Raw genomic sequence first — 16,739 nt, 5'->3', positions numbered from 1 at the left:
GGGAGGAAAGAATGGCCGAATTTCATTACGCGGTGGATGCGGACGGCGTCGCCACCATCACCTGGGACGTGCCGGGGCGCAGCATGAACGTGATGAGCCTGCAAGGCTTCGGGGAACTTGACGCCCATATCGACACGGCGCTGGCCGACCCGGCGGTGAAAGGCGTGGTCATCACCTCTGGCAAGAAGGATTTCGCGGGGGGGATGGACCTGAACGTCATCGCCCGCATGAAAGACGAGGCCGGTGACGACCCGGCGCGCGGCCTCTTCGAGGGCGTGATGGGGATGCACGGCGTTCTCAGGAAGATCGAACGCGCGGGGATGGATGACCGGAACAAGGGCGGCAAGCCGATCGCCGCTGCCCTGCCCGGCACCGCGCTGGGGATCGGGCTGGAACTGCCGCTGGCCTGCCACCGGATCTTTGCCGCGGACAATCCGAAGGCGAAGATCGGCCTGCCCGAGATCATGGTCGGCATCTTCCCCGGCGGCGGCGGCACCACGCGGCTGGTGCGCAAGCTGGGCGCGATGGCGGCGGCCCCCTTCCTGCTGGAGGGCAAGCTGAGCGATCCGAAAAAGGCCAAGGCGGCCGGGATCATCGACGAGGTGGCCGAAGACCCGGTGGCGGCCGCGAAGGCATGGGTCCTGTCGGGGCCCAGCATCGTGAAACCCTGGGACGAGAAGGGCTACAAGATGCCCGGCGGCGCGCCCTATCACCCGGCGGGCTTCATGACCTTCGTGGGCGCCAGCGCGATGGTGAACGGCAAGACCAAGGGCGTCTACCCGGCCGCGAAGGCATTGCTGAGTGCGGTCTACGAGGGCGCGCTGGTGCCCTTCGACACCGCGATCCGGATCGAGGCGCGCTGGTTCACCCATGTGCTGATGAACCCGTCGTCCACGGCGATGATCCGCTCGCTCTTCATCAACAAGGAGGCGCTGGAAAAGGGCGCGGTGCGCCCTGCGGAGGTGGCGGACCAGAGCGTCAGGAAACTCGGCGTGATCGGCGCAGGCATGATGGGCGCGGGCATCGCACTGGTGGCCGCGCAGGCGGGCATCGAGGTGGTGCTGATCGACCAGGCGCAAGAGGCCGCAGACAAGGGCCGCGCCTATACGGAATCCTACATGGACAAGGGGATCAAGCGCGGCAAGGCGACGGCGGAGAAGAAACAGGACCTGCTGTCCCGGATCACCGCAACCACCGACTATTCCGCCCTTTCCGGCGCGGACCTGGTCATCGAGGCGGTGTTCGAGGATACGGCCATCAAGGCCGAGGTCACGAAACGGGTGCAGCAGGCGGTCGGCGAGACGTGCATCATCGCGACAAACACCTCGACCCTGCCGATCACCGATCTGGCCCGCGCCGCCGACCGGCCCGGCGACTTCATCGGCATCCATTTCTTCAGCCCCGTCGAGAAGATGATGCTGGTCGAGATCATCAAGGGCCGCGAGACCGGCGACCGCGCCGTGGCCAAGGCGCTGGATTTCGTGCGCCAGATCCGCAAGACGCCGATCGTGGTGAACGACGCCCGCTTCTTCTACGCCAACCGCTGCATCATCCCCTATATCAACGAAGGGATCCGCATGGTCGGCGAGGGCGTGGCGCCCGCGCTGGTGGAAAACGCAGCCAAGCTGGTGGGCATGCCGCTGGGGCCCCTGCAACTGGTGGACGAGACCTCGATCGACCTGGGCGTCAAGATCGCCCGGGCGACGAAGGCCGCGATGGGCGATGCCTACCCGGATGGCGCGGTGGATGACGTCATCTTCTGGATGGCCGATCAGGGCCGGCTGGGCCGCAAGGCAGCCGCCGGCTTCTACGCCTATGACGCGGCAGGCAAGCGGACCGGGCTGTGGGACGGGCTGGCGGCGGAATACCCACCCGCCGCGGACCAGCCCGAGTTGACCGAGGTACAGCATCGCCTGCTTTTCGCGCAGGTGCTGGAAGCGGTGCGGGCGCTGGAGGGGGGCGTGCTGACCGACATCCGCGAGGGCGATGTGGGCGCGATTCTCGGCTGGGGCTTTGCGCCCTGGTCGGGCGGGCCGTTCTCGTGGCTCGACATGATCGGGGCGGCACGGGCGGTGGACCTGTGCAAGGGGCTGGCCGCGCGCCATGGCGACCGCTTTGCCCCCCCCGGCCTGCTGACGGAGATGGCCGCGCGAGGCGAAACCTTCTACGGCCGCTTCGGCCCGGCGGCTCAGGCGGCCTGAAGCCCGATGGCGCAGGCGCGGTCCTCCTGCAACGGGCGCTGGTTCTCCAGCGCCTCGGCCAGGCGGCGCGCCTCGCGCGGGGTGCAGGGGCGAAGATAGTTGCAATCCGACGGGATCTGCAGCTCGGCAAGACGGTTCAGCGGCACCGTCTCGCCCTCGCCCCGGGCCGGGCAGAACACCAGCGCAGCACCGTTCGCAAAGGCGACTTCGGGCCGGTCGAACAGCGGCACGATCACCTCGACGGGCGCGCCATGCGGCGGCGCGATGCGCCGGATGCCCAGCGCGCCCTCGAGATAGCGGGCAGGCAACAGCACGAAGGGATCCCCGTACATGTCTTCGGCGAGGTCGGATTCGACCAGCACGCTCTGCTCGGCCAGCAGGGTCAGCGGGGTCGAGTTTCCCAGAACGCCTTCGGGCACCAGAAGGGGCCAGAGCGGTTCGGGACAGGGCGCACGCCCGCGCCACAGGACCCCGCGCTGGACCGCGCGCACCGGTTGCGAGCCGTGGTCGAAGGTCAGGATCCGGTCACCGGGGGCAAGCGCCTCGACCGTCCGCCAGCCTGTCGTGGTCGCAATCTCGGTCCCGGCGGCAAAGCCGGAGGCAAGCCCTGCGATCCCCGGCGCGGACCAGTCGCCGCTGATGGCCGAGGCGTCGTCATAGCACGAAGCGGCGTCATACCCCGCAAAGTCGATCCTGAAATCCATCTCTTCGTTCCCCAATACGCTGCCGCGGCTCCTGTCCGATCGTGGACCGCAGTCGTTCGTGGTGGCGTACAGGCGACCTGGGCCGGCCCCGCACATCCGCTGACGTCCGGATACCTTCGGACTGGGGACGCCAGTTCGGCCGGATCGCGCTCGCTTTGGGGCAGCCCGGTCCCAAGCGCGCGCAATGCAGGCCGCAAACCGGCGACTGGGACGCATCAAGGAACAGTTTACCATGTACCGGTCGGGGATGGCCGGCGGCGCGCACTGTCCGCGACCGCAGGCGCACCGCCCCGACGGACCGATTCGCCGCCGATACCGGAGCGACACATCGCCCGGATTTCCCGCGCGCCGGACGCCGACCGCCGCCCCCCCCCTTTTCAAAGCCGCGCGCTGCGGCCAAACTCTGCCCCGACCACGAACCACCGCGAGGGAAACGAACCATGGGCTGGATGTCCGACGAAACGGGTCTGGAAAAATGCGCGGCGAACCACGTGCCGCTGACGCCGCTGTCGTTTCTCGCCCGCGCTGTGCAGGTCTGGCCCGACCGCGAGGCCGTCGTCTACGGCGGCCGCCGCTACACCTACCGGCAGTATCACGATCGCATCACCCGGCTGGCCTCGGCGCTGGCGGCGATGGGGGTCAAGCCGGGCGACGTGGTGGCGACGCTGCTGCCCAACGTGCCCGCGCACGCCGAGGCGCATTTCGGCGTGCCGGCCTGCGGGGCGATCCTGAACGCGATCAACATCCGGCTGGATGCCAACACGGTCAGCTACATCCTGGATCACGGCGGCGCCAAGGTGCTGCTATGCGACCCGCAGTTCATCCCGCTGGCCGCCGCCGCGATCGAGGACATGGAGGGCGAGCCCCCCGTCATCATCGAGGTGGCCGACGATGCAGCGGGCGTGCACGATTTCGGCGACTATCCCGAATACGAGGACATCCTCGCCAAGGCGGACCCGGCCTTCGACTGGATCCTGCCCGAGGACGAATGGGAAAGCCTTGCGCTGAACTACACTTCGGGCACCACCGGGCGGCCCAAGGGCGTGGTCTATCACCATCGCGGGGCATACCTGAACGCGATGGGGCAGGTGATTTCCTGGCGGATGACGCTGTTCCCGAAGTATCTCACCATCGTGCCGCTGTTCCACTGCAACGGCTGGTGCCACACTTGGATGATGCCGCTGGTGGGCGGGACGGTCGTGTGCTGCCGCGACATCACCGCGCGCGCCATCTTCGAGGCCATCGCCGACGAGGGCGTGACCCATTTCGGCGGTGCGCCGATCGTACTGAACATGATCGTGAACGCGAAGGACGAGGACCGGCGCGACTTCGGCCATGTCGTCGAGGTGTTCACCGCAGGCGCGCCCCCTGCCCCGGTCACGCTGGCCCGGATCGAGCCGATGGGCTTCAACATCACCCATGTCTACGGGCTGACGGAAACCTACGGGCCCGCGACCGAGTGCACTTGGGACGCGAAATGGGACCACCTGCAGGGCGACGACCGCGCCGCGGTCAAGGCACGCCAGGGCGTGGCCATGCCCTTCATGGAGCCGGTGCAGGTCTGGGACGAAAAGCACCAGCCGGTGCAAAGGGACGGCCAGACGCAGGGCGAGATCGTGTTCCGCGGCAACGGTGTGATGAAGGGCTATCTGAAGAACCCGCGCGCCACGCGCGAGGCGTTCCAGGGCGGCTATTTCCACTCGGGCGACCTGGCGATGCACCACCCCGACAGCTACCTGCAGATCGCCGACCGGGCCAAGGACATCATCATCTCGGGCGGCGAGAATGTCAGCTCGGTCGAGGTCGAGGGCATCCTGATGCGCCATCCCGACGTTCTGCTCTGCGCGGTCGTGGCGAAACCGGACGAGAAATGGGGCGAGGTGCCCTGTGCCTTCGTCGAACTCAAGGACGGCCACACGGTCGACGAGGCCGCACTGATCGCCTTTGCGCGCGAGCGGCTAGCCGGATTCAAGACCCCCAAGAAGGTGGTGTTCCAGGACCTGCCCAAGACCTCGACCGGCAAGATCCAGAAGTTCGAGCTGCGCAAGCTTGCGAAAGAGCTGTGAGATTGTGGGCGGCGGGACGCTCGGCTATCGTTGACGCCCGGGAAAACGACAGAGCAGGCACGGTCGGCCGCCCATGACGGCGCTCAAACGGTATCAACGGCTGGAAAGCCCGGGCGTCTGGCGCGAACATGCGGACGCCCAGCGCAAGAACGTGATCCTGTCCTTCGGGGATGCTTCGCTGGTGATCACCGACACCGCCGAGCGGGTTCTGACCCACTGGTCGCTGGCCGCGCTTGACAGGCTGAATCCGGGCGCGGTGCCCGCGCTCTACGCCCCCGATGCCGACAGCGACGAGGTGCTCGAGGTCGACGATCCGCTGATGATCGAGGCGCTGGAGACCGTGCGCGATGCGGTCGCGAAAATTCGCCCGAATCCCGGCCGGTTGCGCCTCGCGCTGTTCGCGGCCATCGCCGCCGGGGTTGCGGCGCTCGGGGTGTTCTGGCTGCCGGGGGCGCTGGTCCGGCACACGGTCTCGGTGGTGCCACCGCAGGTCCGCGCCGAGATCGGACAGGATCTGCTGGCCCGCGTGACGCGCGTCGCGGGCCAGCCCTGCGCCCGGACCGGGGGCGCCCGCGCGCTGGACCGGCTGGCCGCGCGGCTGTTGCCGGGCCAGGGCGCGCGGGTTGTCGTGCTGCCCTCGGGGATGCCGCGGGCGGCGCATCTGCCGGGCGGGCTGATCCTGTTGAACCGCGCCCTGGTCGAGGATCACGAGGATGCCAGCGCCGTCGCGGGCTTCATCCTGGCCGAGGCGGCCCGCGCGGACCGGACCGACCCCCTGGCCGTACTGCTCGACACGGCGGGCGTTCTGGCCACGTTCAAGCTGTTGACCAGCGGCCACCTGCCCGAACGGGCGCTCGAAGCCCATGCCCGCACCGTGCTGGCAGCCCCCGCCGCACCGCTGCCCGAGCCAACGCTGCTTGCCCGGTTCGCCGCGGCGGGCGTGCCCTCGACGCCCTATGCCTATGCGCTCGACGTGTCGGGCGAGGGCGTCCTGGGGCTGATCGAGGCGGACCCGATGCGCGGGCAGAGTGCGGTGCCGCTGCTGTCCGATGGCGACTGGGTGCAGCTTCAGGCGATCTGCGGCAGTTGACCCCTGCCCCGGCGGACAAAAAGACGCCCCGTCCGGGAACGGGGCGTTTCAGTCTTGCTGCTGCTCGATCGGATTACCTGCGCGGAACGACATCGCGAAAGCCGGCGCGCTCCAGCCGCACTTCGGCGCGGGCCATCGCCCGGGCATCGGCGAAGGGCCCGGCATAGATCACCTCGACGGACCGCGTGCCGCGCTGGCCCGTGGCGCGGCTGGCCGGCAGGCCCAGCGCCCTGATCCGGTGAACGGTCGGGCGGGCCGCTTCGGGCGCATCGTAGATTCCAACCCTCAGGTAGTGCGGGGCGGTGGCGCGGGCAGGCGCGGGGTCAACCAGCCGGCTGGGAACGGTATCCGTCCAGATCAGTGCCATCTGCGCATCGCCGAGCGCGGTCCGCGGCCCGCGATGCGGGTTCAGACGGTCATCCGTCCAGATCGCGCGATATCCGCGGGGAACCCGGACCGGGATCGCACGCAGCCCCCCGGCCGGGGTGGCGGCATGCAGACCTGCCGCGCGGGCCACGGCCGCGTCTTGCCGCGCCGCCGCGGCCGTTCCGGACCGGGGCGCTTGCCTGACCGCCTTCGGCACGGCCGGGGCGGCGGCCGGCCGGACACCGGGAAGTGTCGGCTCCAGCCCGCAATGCGCCGTGCGATCGCGCGAGAGACGCGGCACCCAGGCCACCTGCCCGTCGACCCCCGCCCGCATGAAGGCGCAGCCGCGGCTGTCGACATATTGCGCCCCGGCATAGCCCGGCGGCGGCGTTTCCGACGGCCCCTCGACCACCAGACCCTGGGCCCGGGCCGCGCCCGCGCCCAATCCTGCGATCACCAGCCCTGTGCAGAGCCAAGCGCGGAGTCCCATGTCATCCCCCACAAGATGTTGGTGGAGGATGCCCGATCGCATACAACGAGTAAAGGCGGAATCCCGTTATCTTGTGCCGAACATCCGGTCGCCCGCATCCCCTAGGCCCGGCATGATATATCCATGCTCGTTCAGACATTCGTCCACCGCCGCTGTGACGATCGGCACGTCCGGGTGAGCCTCTTCCATCCGCCGAACCCCTTCGGGCGCGGCCAGCAGGCACATGAAGCGGATGTTGTTCGCCCCCGACGCCTTGAGCAGATCAACCGCCGCGGCCGAGGAATTGCCGGTGGCCAGCATCGGATCCAGCACGATCACCAGCCGGTCCTCCAGATCGGGCGGCACCTTGTAATAGTATTGCACGGGCTGCAGGGTCTTTTCGTCGCGGTAGAGCCCGACATAGCCGACGCGCGCGGACGGCACCAGTTCTAGCACGCCGTCGAGCAGACCATTGCCCGCCCGCAGGATCGAGACCAGCGCCAGTTTCTTGCCGGCCAGAACGGGGGCGTCCATCTCGCAGAGCGGCGTCTCGATCCGCCGGGTGGTCATCTCCAGTTCGCGGGTGATCTCGTAGGCCAGAAGCTGGCTTATCTCGCGCAGAAGCTGGCGGAACACCGCCGTGGGCGTGTCCTTGTCGCGCATCAGCGTCAGCTTGTGCTGCACCAGCGGGTGCTTGACGACGGTCAGGTGTTCATACATCGGCGGGCTCCAGTCTCTTGGCGATCGCGGCGCGGGTGTCCGCGTCGCAGAAGGCGGCGTCCAGCGCCACCCGGTTGAGGTCCGCGAAAACGCCCTCGTCCCAGCCGAAGGCATCGGCCAGGCGGTCGTATTCGCGGGTCATGCTTGTGTGGAAGAATGGCGGATCGTCGGTCGAGACGGTTACCCGCACGCCCGCCGCGCGCAACCGCTCGATCGGATGCGCGCGCCAGTCGGGATAAAGCCCGAGCGCCACGTTCGACCCCGGACAGACCTCGAGCACGATGCCGGTCTCGGCCAGGTGCTCGACAAGGCGCGGATCCTCGATCGCGCGGACGCCGTGGCCGATGCGGTCCACCCGCAGATCGGCCAGCGCGTCGCGCACCGATTGCGGCCCGCCCCACTCGCCCGCATGCGCCGTCAGCCCCAGCCGCGCCTCGCGCGCCATGTCGAAGGCATAGGCGAAATCGCGCGGGCGGCCTGCGGTCTCGTCGCCCGCGATTCCGAAACCGACGATGAAATCGCCTGCCGTTTCCGCCGCACACAGGGCAGTTTCGCACGCCTTGTCGGGGCCGAAATGGCGGATGCAGGTGATCGTGCCGCGCAGCGTGATGCCATGGGCGGCCTCGGCCGCGGCGGCGGCTTCCTCGATGGCATGCAGGTACTCGCGCCAGGCGGCGAGATCCCGGCCACCGCAGAAATCCGGCGACAGGAAGCTTTCCAGGTAGACCACGCCCTCCGCCGCCGCCTCTTCCAGCACGGCCGCGGTCAGGCGGGCATAGTCCCCGGGGCTTTGCAGCACCGAGGTCGCAGCCTCGTAGACGTTCAGGAACTGCGGGAAATCCCGGTAGGCATAGCCGCCCTGCGGATCAAAGATACCCGAGATGTCGACGTGACGGGCCCGCGCAATGTCGCGGATCAAGGCCGGGGGCGCTGCGCCTTCCAGGTGGTGATGCAACTCGACCTTGGGAAGGGCCTTCAGGGTCACAGGAAACTCCTTCCGGGGCCCTCGGCGGGCACGCCAAGATGCGCTGCGACGCTGGCGCCCACGTCGGCGAAGGCGCACAGGCCGACCGCCCGGGTGCCAACTCCCGCGCCCAGAACCGGCACCCGTTCGCGCGTGTGGTCGGTGCCGGGCCAGGTCGGGTCGTTGCCGTGGTCGGCGGTGATCAGGATCAGATCGCCCGGCCGCATCCGGCCAAGCACGCGGGGCAGCTGCGCATCGAACCATTCCAGCGCGCCTGCATAGCCCGCGACATCGCGGCGATGCCCGTAAAGGCTGTCGAACTCGACGAAATTGGCGAAGGTCAGGCTGCCTTCGGGGGCCTCGTCCATCAGGTCCAGCCAATGGCCCATCAACTCGGCATCCGTCCCCTTGCGCACCTCGTCGATGCCGCGCATGGAAAAGATGTCACCGATCTTGCCGATGGCCTGCACGCGGCGCCCCGCGCCCTGCACCCGGTCGCACAGCGTCGGGGCGGGCGGGGCGATGGCGTAGTCGTGCCGGTTCTGCGTGCGGGTGAAGCCGGTTTCGGGGCTGCCGGTAAAGGGGCGCGCGATCACCCGGCCGACCTTCATCGCGTGCAGGAGCGGTGCAATCCCCGCGCACAGCGCAAGCAGGCGGTCGAGCCCGAACGCCTCTTCATGGGCGGCGATCTGGAACACGCTGTCAGCCGAGGTGTAGAGGATCGGCCAGCCGGTGGCCAGGTGCTCGGCACCCAGGCGGTCCACGATCTCGGTGCCCGAGGCGTGGCAATTGCCCAGCGTGCCGCCGGTTCCCGCCAGCCGGCGCACCTCGGCGAGCAGGGCTTCGGGAAAGGCGGGCACCTCGCGCGGAAAATAGGTCCAGTCCCAGGGCACCGGCACGCCCGCCAGTTCCCAATGGCCGGACGGCGTGTCCTTGCCGGGAGAGATTTCGGTCGCCGCGCCCCACAGGCCCTGCGGCGCGGCCCCCAGCCCCGGCGCGGTCTCGCCCGAGGCCAGCCGGATCGCGGCGCCAAGGCCCAGATTGTCGAGATTGGGCAGGTTCAGGGGCCCCGACCGGCCCGACTCGGCGCGTCCGCCGGCACAGGCCTGCGCGATATGGGCAAGCGTGTTCGCCCCGGTATCGGGCACGCCCTCATTGAAGAAACCGGCCGCATCGGGCGCCCCGCCGCAGCCGACCGAGTCGATCACCACCAGAAAGGCACGCGTCATCGCAGGATCCTCTGGTGCACCAGCGGCGGGATCTCGGGCACGCTGTCGCCCAGCCGGAACGCTGCCAGAACCGCCGCTGCGGCCGCCTCGGCGTCCTCCTCGCTGGCGGCATGGACCAGCGCCAGCGGCTGGCCCGCGCCGATATCCTCGCCCAGACCCGCGATCTCGGACAGCCCGACCGAAGGGTTGATCCGGTCACCCTCGCGCCGCCGCCCGCCACCGAGCGCCACGATCGCCAGTCCCAGCGCCTCGCCGTCGATCGCCTGCACGATGCCGCCCTCGTCGTCCACCACCTCCTGGATCACCGGGGCGGCGGGCAGACGGTCGGGCCAGCGTTCGACGAAATCCAGCGGTCCGCCAAGCTCGGCCAGCATCTCGCCGAATTTCAGCGCCGCATCCCCCCGTTCCAGCGCCCGCGCGATGCGCCGCGCACCATCGCCCGCATCATCGGCAAGCCCGCCCAGCGCCAGCACCTCGCCACCCAGCGCGCAGGTGATGTCCCACAGCGCGGGGGTTACACCGGTGCCGGTCAGGGTCTCCATCACCTCGATCACTTCCAGCGCGTTGCCCGCCGCCCCCACCAAAGGCTGCGACATGTCGGTGATCAGCGCCGTGGTCATGCAGCCCGCCCCCTGCGCGGTTTCCACCAGCGCGCGGGCCAGATCCTCGGCCTCGTCCAGCGTCTTCATGAACGCACCCGAGCCCACCTTGACGTCGAGCACCAGCGCCTCGAGCCCGGCGGCCAGTTTCTTGGACAGGATCGAGGCGGTGATGAGATCGACGCTTTCCACCGTGCCCGACACGTCGCGCACCGCGTAAAGCCGCCGGTCGGCAGGCGCGATGTCGGCCGAGGCGCCGACGATGGCGCAACCGATCTGCGCGGTGATGGCCTTGAGTTCCGAGATGCCCACCTGGGTACGGTAGCCGGGAATCGATTCCAGCTTGTCGAGCGTCCCGCCGGTATGCCCGAGCCCCCGCCCCGAGATCATCGGCACATAGGCGCCGCAGGCGGCCAATGCTGGCGCCAGCACCAGCGAGACGCAATCGCCGATCCCGCCCGAGGAATGTTTGTCCAGCACCGGACCGGGCAGGTCCCATGTCAGCACCTTGCCGCTGTCGCGCATCGCGCGTGTCAGCCCCACCCGTTCGGGCGTGGTGACACCGTTCAGCAGCACCGCCATCGCGAACGCACCAGCCTGCGCATCGGTCACGGCGCCGCTGGCCAGACCCTTGGCAAACCACGAAAGCTCTGCCTCGGACAGGGGCTCGCCGTCGCGCACCCGGGCGATGATGCCGCGCGCGTCCACCTCAGAGCTCCCGCATATGGGCGGCCGAGAACGCACCGGGCAACAGCTCGCCCACGCTCATCACCAGCGTTGCGCCGGACAGCGTCGCCATGGTCACCTTGACATCGGGCGCGGCGAACTCGGCCAGTTTCTGGCGGCAGCCGCCGCAGGGGGTCACCGGTGCAGGCCCGTCCGCGATCACCGCGACCTCGGCGATCTCGCGGCAGCCCGCCGCCACCATCGCCGCAATCGCGCCCGCCTCGGCGCAGGTGCCCTCGGGCGAGGCGATGTTTTCGACGTTGCAGCCCGCATAGATCGCGCCGTCCGCCCCCCGGACCGCCGCGCCCACCTTGAATCGCGAATAGGGGGCGTGGGCGTTCTCGCGCACCGCGCGGGCAGCGGATATCAGCGGCATGGGGTTCTCCATTTGCCGCCAATCTGCGGCGCCCCCGCCGGGGATGCAAGAGCGTATGGCCGGGCATCCTGCCGCCACCCCGGCAGGGATTAGCGCTAACAGCGACACGGTGTCCGGGTTTCGATCTTGCGTCCGGCAATTCCCCTGCGTAACAGAATTGCGCAGACCACGAGGAGGGACCAAGACCATGGGCTATGCCGATCTCTATGACCGCTGGAAGGCCGATCCGGACGCATTCTGGATGCAGGCCGCCGAAGCGATCGACTGGGTCAGGAAACCCTCGAAGGCGCTGTTCGACGAGAACGCGCCGGAATACGAGTGGTTCGTGGACGGGATGGTGAACACCTGCTGGAACGCGGTGGACCGCCATGTCGAGGCCGGGCGCGGCGATCAGGTCGCGATCATCTACGACAGCCCGGTGACCGGAACCCGGAAATCGATCTCTTACGTCATGCTGCGCAACCGCGTCGCCCAACTGGCCGGGGCGCTGCGCGCCAAGGGCGTGGAAAAGGGCGACCGGGTCATCATCTACATGCCGATGATCCCCGAGGCGCTGGAAGCGATGCTGGCCTGTTCCCGGCTCGGCGCGATCCATTCGGTGGTCTTCGGCGGGTTCGCCGCGCATGAACTGGCCGTGCGGATCGACGACGCGAAACCGAAATGCATCATCGCGGCAAGCTGCGGGATCGAACCCGGCCGGATCGTGCATTACAAGCCGCTTCTGGACGGCGCGCTGGACCAGTCCACCCACCAGCCCGATTTCTGCGTGATCTTCCAGCGCGAGCAGGAGGTGGCGCAACTGAAAGAAGGCCGCGATGTCAACTGGCACGGGTTCCAGTATGGCGTTCAGCCCGCCGAATGTGTCCCCGTCGAGGGCAACCACCCGGCCTATATCCTCTACACCTCAGGAACCACCGGCCAGCCCAAGGGCGTGGTGCGGCCCACCGCGGGGCACCTCGTGGCACTGAACTGGACGATGAAGAACATCTACAACGTCGATCCGGGCGACGTGTTCTGGGCGGCGTCCGACGTGGGCTGGGTCGTGGGCCACAGCTATATCTGCTATGCACCCCTGATCCACGGCAACGCCACCATCGTGTTCGAGGGCAAGCCCATCGGCACGCCGGATGCGGGCACGTTCTGGCGGGTGATCTCCGAGCACAAGGTAAAGAGTTTCTTCACCGCGCCCACCGCCTTCCGCGCGATCAAGCGGGACGATCCGAACGGCGAGTTCGTCAACAAGTACGACCTGACGAATCTCAAGGCGCTGTATCTGGCGGGCGAGCGGGCCGACCCCGACACGATCAAGTGGGCGCAGCGGATGCTGGGCGTGCCGGTGATCGACCACTGGTGGCAGACCGAAACTGGCTGGGCCATCGCCGCGAACCCGCTGGGGATCGAGAAGCTGCCGGTCAAGATCGGCAGCCCGTCGGTGGCGATGCCCGGCTATGACGTTCACATCCTCGACGAGGGCGGGCACGAGGTCGGCCCGGGCACGCTGGGCGCCATCGCGATCAAGCTGCCGCTGCCGCCCGGCACGCTGCCAACGCTGTGGAACGCGCCCGAGCGGTTCCACAAGTCCTACCTGAGCCACTTCCCCGGCTATTACGAAACCGGCGACGCGGGCTACAAGGACGAGGACGGATACCTCTACATCATGGCGCGCACCGACGACGTGATCAACGTGGCGGGTCACCGCCTGTCGACCGGCGCGATGGAAGAGGTGCTGGCCAGCCACCCGGATGTCGCCGAATGTGCGGTGATCGGCGTGGCGGACGAGTTGAAGGGGCAATTGCCGATGGGCTTTCTCTGCCTCACCTCGGGGGTGACCCGCGACCACGGCACCATCGTCAAGGAATGTGTCAACCTGGTGCGCGACCAGATCGGCCCGGTGGCGGCGTTCAAACTGGCCTGCGTGGTCGACCGACTGCCCAAGACGCGCTCGGGCAAGATCCTGCGCGGCACGATGTGCAAGATCGCCGACGGCGAAGAGTTCAAGATGCCCGCGACGATCGACGACCCGGCGATTCTCGACGAGATCGCCGTGGCGCTCAAGGCGCTGGGCTATCCCCAGGCCACCTGACCGCGCGATGGCCGCCTCCGTGCCGGGGACAACGTCCAAGGCACGGAGACCGCCCGCGGGCACGACCTGACTTTAATACAGGTTGGTTGAACCGCTGGGGACGGGTACAAGGAGCAAATGCAACCTTTGCGAGTGCCTCCATGGTTTGCCGTCCGGACCCCGATACTGCGCCCGAGGTGACCGAAATGCCGGGGGAGCAGTCTGACGGGCCCGCCGTTCGCGGGGATGGTGACGCGCAATCCCCACGCAATCGGGCGGCCATGCTGGGCCATGACATGCGCGCGGCGATCGCGGACATCCTCGGCGGGCTGGCGCTTGCCGACCTGTCCTCGCTTGATCCCCACTCCCGGCTACAGCTGCAACGTGTGCAAAGCTCGGCCGAACAGCTCGCCCGGCTGACCGAGGAAACGCTCGCGCTGGTTGTGGGGGACGATTCCCCTCGCGCCGAGGCGCCGGTGCTGACCAGCCTCGGCCCGTTCCTCGACCGGATCGCCGCCCGCTGGCGGGCGCATGCCGAGGAACGCGGGCTCGGCTTCGTGCTGGACCGCGCCGACGACCTGCCGGCCGGGATCGGCACCGACCCCGCGGCGCTGGAGCGGATCCTGTCGAACATGATCGGCAACGCGATGAAGTACAGCCCCGCCGGTGAGGTGCGGCTGCGCGTCCAGATGGGCCCGCAGGAGGCGCTGTGCCTCAGGGTGCGCGATACCGGTCCGGGATTCTCGGATGCGGCGATGGCGCGGCTGTTCGACTATGCCGGCCGCCCCGAGGAAAGCAGCCAGCCCGGCACCGGGCTTGGGCTGCACATCGTCCGCGACCTGGCACAGCGCATCCGCGGACAGCTTCACGTGGCGAATGTTGCCGGGGCCGGCGCCGAGGTCTCGCTGATCCTGCCGCGGCGGTCCTGGGCGCCGGGGGTCGAGGCACCGGCCGCGCTGAGCGCCCTGCCCGATCTTGTCGGCTGCAACGTTCTGGTGGCCGAGGACAACCCGACCAACCAGCTTCTGGTTCAGCAGATGCTGGAAACGCTGGGGGCCACCGCGACCCTGGTCGAGGACGGCGAGGCGGCCGCCGAGGCGCTGGCCGCCGCCTGCTTCGACCTTGTGCTGATCGACATCGAGATGCCGCGGCTGTCGGGCATCGACGTTATCCGGCGGCTGCGGGCGGCCGAGGGCGACGGTCCCGCGACCCCGGTTCTGGCGATCACCGCCTTCGTGCTGTCCTCGAACCGCGACCAGATCTATGCCGCAGGCGCCGACGGCATCCTTGCCAAGCCGATCATGAGCCTCGATTCCTTTGGCGAGGCGATCGCGCGGGTCCGCCGCAAGCGCCCCTCGCCCTGCACCGCGGCGGTTCCGGCCGGACCCTTTGACCGCGTCCATCTCGACCGATTGCTGGCGCTGGCCGGCCCCGAGGACGGGTGCGAGCTTCTGACCCGGATGCGCGAGGATTTCGGCACCGTCCGTATCGGGATCGTCCAGGGGGCGGCAGCGGGCGACATGGCGCTGATCCGCGCCCGGACCCATGTGCTGATCCCGCTGGCGGGCGCGGTCGGCAATACCGCGCTTCAGGCGGATGCCGAGGCGCTGAACGCGGCAGCCCGGGCCGACGATCGCGCCGCGATGGGCGGCCTCGTGCCCCGTGTGCTGGACCGCGTGGACGCCGTCTGCACCGCGCTCGCGCAGGAATTCGACATCCGTTTTGCGCTGGAGCCGGCCCGGTGAGCGCGCCGCCTCTCTTGCTGATCGAGGACACGCCTTCGCTGCAGATGGTCTATGAATCCGTCCTGCGCGGTGCGGGCCATACGGTGGTCTCGGCCACGACGGCCGCCGAGGGTCTGGAACGGTTCCGCGCGCTGCGCCCCTCGGTGGTGCTGCTCGACCTGATGCTGCCCGACCGGCCGGGACAGGCGGTGCTGCAGGAAATCCTCGAGATCGCGCCCGAAACCCGCGTGATCGTCGTCACCGCCAACGGCTCGATCAATCGGGCCGTCGACGCGATGCGCGCGGGCGCCTACGAATTCCTGCTGAAACCGTTCAACGAACAACGCTTTCTGCATGCCGTGGATACCGCGCTGGCCGAACACGCGAACGGCAACGGCAGCCGCGCGCCGCTGCGCGATGGCGGCGACGGCCCGGCCGCAAGCTTTGTCGGCAGTTCGCCCCAGATGCAGGCCGTCTACCAGCGCATCGCCTCGGTCGCGCGGTCCATGGCGACCGTGTTCATCACCGGCGAAAGCGGCACCGGAAAGGAGATCTGCGCCCAGGCGGTGCATGCCGCCTCGACGCGCGCGGCGGGCCCCTTCGTGCCGCTGAACTGCGCCGCGATTCCGCGCGACCTGCTGGAATCCGAGGTGTTCGGCCATCTCAAGGGCGCCTTCACCGGGGCGCTGGCCGACAAGCCGGGCGCGGCCGCGGTGGCCGACCGGGGCACGCTGTTTCTGGACGAGATCTGCGAGATGGATCTTGGCCTGCAGACCAAGCTGCTGCGCTTTCTGCAAACCTCGACGATCCAGCCGATCGGGGCGGCCCATCCGCGCAAGGTAAACGTGCGCATCGTCTGCGCAACCAACCGCGACCCGCTGGAGGAAGTGCGCCGCGGCCGGTTCCGCGAGGATCTGTACTACCGGCTTTATGTGGTGCCGATCCACCTGCCGCCGCTGCGCGAGCGGGGTTCGGACGTGATCGAGATCGCCGAGGCCGTGCTTGCCCGGTTCGCAGCCGAAGAGGGGCGCCGCTTCACCGGGCTCGCGCCCGAGGTGGCGGCGCTGTTCCGCCGCCTGCCCTGGCCCGGCAACGTGCGCCAGTTGCTGAACGTGCTGCGCCACGCGGTGGTGCTGCATGACGGGCCCGAGGTGACGCTCGACATGCTGCCGATCGCGTTGCAGCACGAACGCGACCGGCCGGGCCACCGGATCGCCGCCTCCGAGCAGGCGCCGCCGCCACTGGCGGCCGGTGACCTGATCGGCCGGACGCTGGCCGAGATCGAGCAGATCGTGATCGAGGAAACCATCGCGCGCGAAGGCGGGTCGCTGCCGCGGGCGGCCAGGGTGCTCGACGTCTCGCCCTCGACCCTCTACCGCAAGCGCGAGGCCTGGGGCCGAAAGGACGAAGCCGGCTAGCGCCCCGGCTCTTTCGGCGGCAGAT

The 16,739-nt window shown here is 69.0% G+C and carries 13 protein-coding genes; 6 read left to right on the top strand and 7 right to left on the bottom strand.

What is annotated here, in order from left to right; translation table 11 throughout:
- Positions 1 to 11: 11 nt before the first annotated feature.
- Positions 12 to 2,201, top strand: a complete 2,190-nt coding sequence (locus tag EV655_RS04770) for a 3-hydroxyacyl-CoA dehydrogenase NAD-binding domain-containing protein (protein ID WP_132542374.1) — start codon at positions 12 to 14, stop codon at positions 2,199 to 2,201.
- Here the strand turns inward: EV655_RS04770 and EV655_RS04765 are convergent.
- Positions 2,189 to 2,905, bottom strand: coding sequence for a Hint domain-containing protein (locus EV655_RS04765; RefSeq protein ID WP_165905269.1), 717 nt, complete (start codon positions 2,903 to 2,905; stop codon positions 2,189 to 2,191). The two genes, EV655_RS04770 and EV655_RS04765, sit on opposite strands and share 13 nt — an antisense overlap.
- A gap of 440 nt (positions 2,906 to 3,345) precedes the next feature.
- Between EV655_RS04765 and EV655_RS04760 the strand changes: the two genes are divergently transcribed.
- Positions 3,346 to 4,971 carry an AMP-binding protein gene (locus EV655_RS04760; protein ID WP_132542370.1) on the top strand — a complete coding sequence of 542 codons (1,626 nt, stop codon included), beginning with the start codon at positions 3,346 to 3,348 and terminating at the stop codon, positions 4,969 to 4,971.
- Between the two features lie 73 nt (positions 4,972 to 5,044).
- On the top strand, positions 5,045 to 6,061 hold the full coding sequence (locus EV655_RS04755) for a hypothetical protein (protein WP_132542368.1): 1,017 nt from the start codon (positions 5,045 to 5,047) through the stop codon (positions 6,059 to 6,061).
- A 73-nt stretch (positions 6,062 to 6,134) separates the two neighbouring features.
- On the opposite strand, the gene EV655_RS04750 is transcribed toward EV655_RS04755, so the two are convergent.
- From EV655_RS04750 to EV655_RS04725, 6 genes are all read right to left on the bottom strand, one after another.
- Positions 6,135 to 6,917 (bottom strand): SPOR domain-containing protein, encoded by a 783-nt coding sequence (locus EV655_RS04750; protein WP_165905268.1) that lies wholly within the window; start codon positions 6,915 to 6,917, stop codon positions 6,135 to 6,137.
- A gap of 66 nt (positions 6,918 to 6,983) precedes the next feature.
- Entirely contained in the window at positions 6,984 to 7,616 is a 633-nt protein-coding gene (upp, locus tag EV655_RS04745) for a uracil phosphoribosyltransferase (RefSeq protein WP_132542364.1), read from the bottom strand.
- Positions 7,609 to 8,601 (bottom strand): adenosine deaminase, encoded by a 993-nt coding sequence (locus EV655_RS04740; protein WP_132542362.1) that lies wholly within the window; start codon positions 8,599 to 8,601, stop codon positions 7,609 to 7,611. Before EV655_RS04740 ends, upp begins: the two co-directional genes overlap by 8 nt.
- Positions 8,598 to 9,809 carry a phosphopentomutase gene (locus EV655_RS04735; protein WP_132542360.1) on the bottom strand — a complete coding sequence of 404 codons (1,212 nt, stop codon included), beginning with the start codon at positions 9,807 to 9,809 and terminating at the stop codon, positions 8,598 to 8,600. Before EV655_RS04735 ends, EV655_RS04740 begins: the two co-directional genes overlap by 4 nt.
- Complete coding sequence (locus tag EV655_RS04730; RefSeq protein WP_132542358.1) at positions 9,806 to 11,116, bottom strand: thymidine phosphorylase; 1,311 nt, start codon at positions 11,114 to 11,116, stop codon at positions 9,806 to 9,808. Before EV655_RS04730 ends, EV655_RS04735 begins: the two co-directional genes overlap by 4 nt.
- A 1-nt stretch (position 11,117) precedes the next feature.
- A complete protein-coding gene (locus EV655_RS04725; protein ID WP_132542356.1) occupies positions 11,118 to 11,510 on the bottom strand; it encodes a cytidine deaminase in 393 nt (130 codons plus the stop codon).
- 187 nt (positions 11,511 to 11,697) lie between these two features.
- Here EV655_RS04725 and prpE point away from each other — a divergent pair, with 187 nt between their 5' ends.
- The 3 genes from prpE (at position 11,698) to EV655_RS04710 (ending at position 16,714) form a co-directional block, all read left to right on the top strand.
- Positions 11,698 to 13,593, top strand: coding sequence for a propionate-CoA ligase PrpE (gene prpE, locus EV655_RS04720; RefSeq protein WP_132542354.1), 1,896 nt, complete (start codon positions 11,698 to 11,700; stop codon positions 13,591 to 13,593).
- Positions 13,594 to 13,853: 260 nt separating this feature from the next.
- On the top strand, positions 13,854 to 15,317 hold the full coding sequence (locus tag EV655_RS04715) for a response regulator (protein WP_165905267.1): 1,464 nt from the start codon (positions 13,854 to 13,856) through the stop codon (positions 15,315 to 15,317).
- Positions 15,318 to 15,361: 44 nt separating this feature from the next.
- Entirely contained in the window at positions 15,362 to 16,714 is a 1,353-nt protein-coding gene (locus EV655_RS04710) for a sigma-54-dependent transcriptional regulator (RefSeq protein WP_132542756.1), read from the top strand.
- The last annotated feature ends 25 nt before the right edge of the window (positions 16,715 to 16,739 follow it).

It is taken from the genome of Rhodovulum euryhalinum (assembly GCF_004342445.1).
Lineage (GTDB): Bacteria > Pseudomonadota > Alphaproteobacteria > Rhodobacterales > Rhodobacteraceae > Rhodovulum > Rhodovulum euryhalinum.
Note: the sequence above shows the minus strand (reverse complement) of the source record. Positions and strands in the feature narration are given on the sequence as shown.

What these genes read in the sequence shown, in the direction of transcription:
- upp (WP_132542364.1), bottom strand. Translation starts at nt 7,616, where the DNA reads ATGTATGAACACCTGACCGTCGTCAAGCACCCGCTGGTGCAGCACAAG.
- EV655_RS04770 (WP_132542374.1), top strand. Translation starts at nt 12, where the DNA reads ATGGCCGAATTTCATTACGCGGTGGATGCGGACGGCGTCGCCACCATC.
- prpE (WP_132542354.1), top strand. Translation starts at nt 11,698, where the DNA reads ATGGGCTATGCCGATCTCTATGACCGCTGGAAGGCCGATCCGGACGCA.
- EV655_RS04760 (WP_132542370.1), top strand. Translation starts at nt 3,346, where the DNA reads ATGGGCTGGATGTCCGACGAAACGGGTCTGGAAAAATGCGCGGCGAAC.
- EV655_RS04725 (WP_132542356.1), bottom strand. Translation starts at nt 11,510, where the DNA reads ATGCCGCTGATATCCGCTGCCCGCGCGGTGCGCGAGAACGCCCACGCC.
- EV655_RS04755 (WP_132542368.1), top strand. Translation starts at nt 5,045, where the DNA reads ATGACGGCGCTCAAACGGTATCAACGGCTGGAAAGCCCGGGCGTCTGG.
- EV655_RS04735 (WP_132542360.1), bottom strand. Translation starts at nt 9,809, where the DNA reads ATGACGCGTGCCTTTCTGGTGGTGATCGACTCGGTCGGCTGCGGCGGG.
- EV655_RS04715 (WP_165905267.1), top strand. Translation starts at nt 13,854, where the DNA reads ATGCTGGGCCATGACATGCGCGCGGCGATCGCGGACATCCTCGGCGGG.
- EV655_RS04750 (WP_165905268.1), bottom strand. Translation starts at nt 6,917, where the DNA reads ATGGGACTCCGCGCTTGGCTCTGCACAGGGCTGGTGATCGCAGGATTG.
- EV655_RS04765 (WP_165905269.1), bottom strand. Translation starts at nt 2,905, where the DNA reads ATGGATTTCAGGATCGACTTTGCGGGGTATGACGCCGCTTCGTGCTAT.
- EV655_RS04710 (WP_132542756.1), top strand. Translation starts at nt 15,362, where the DNA reads ATGGTCTATGAATCCGTCCTGCGCGGTGCGGGCCATACGGTGGTCTCG.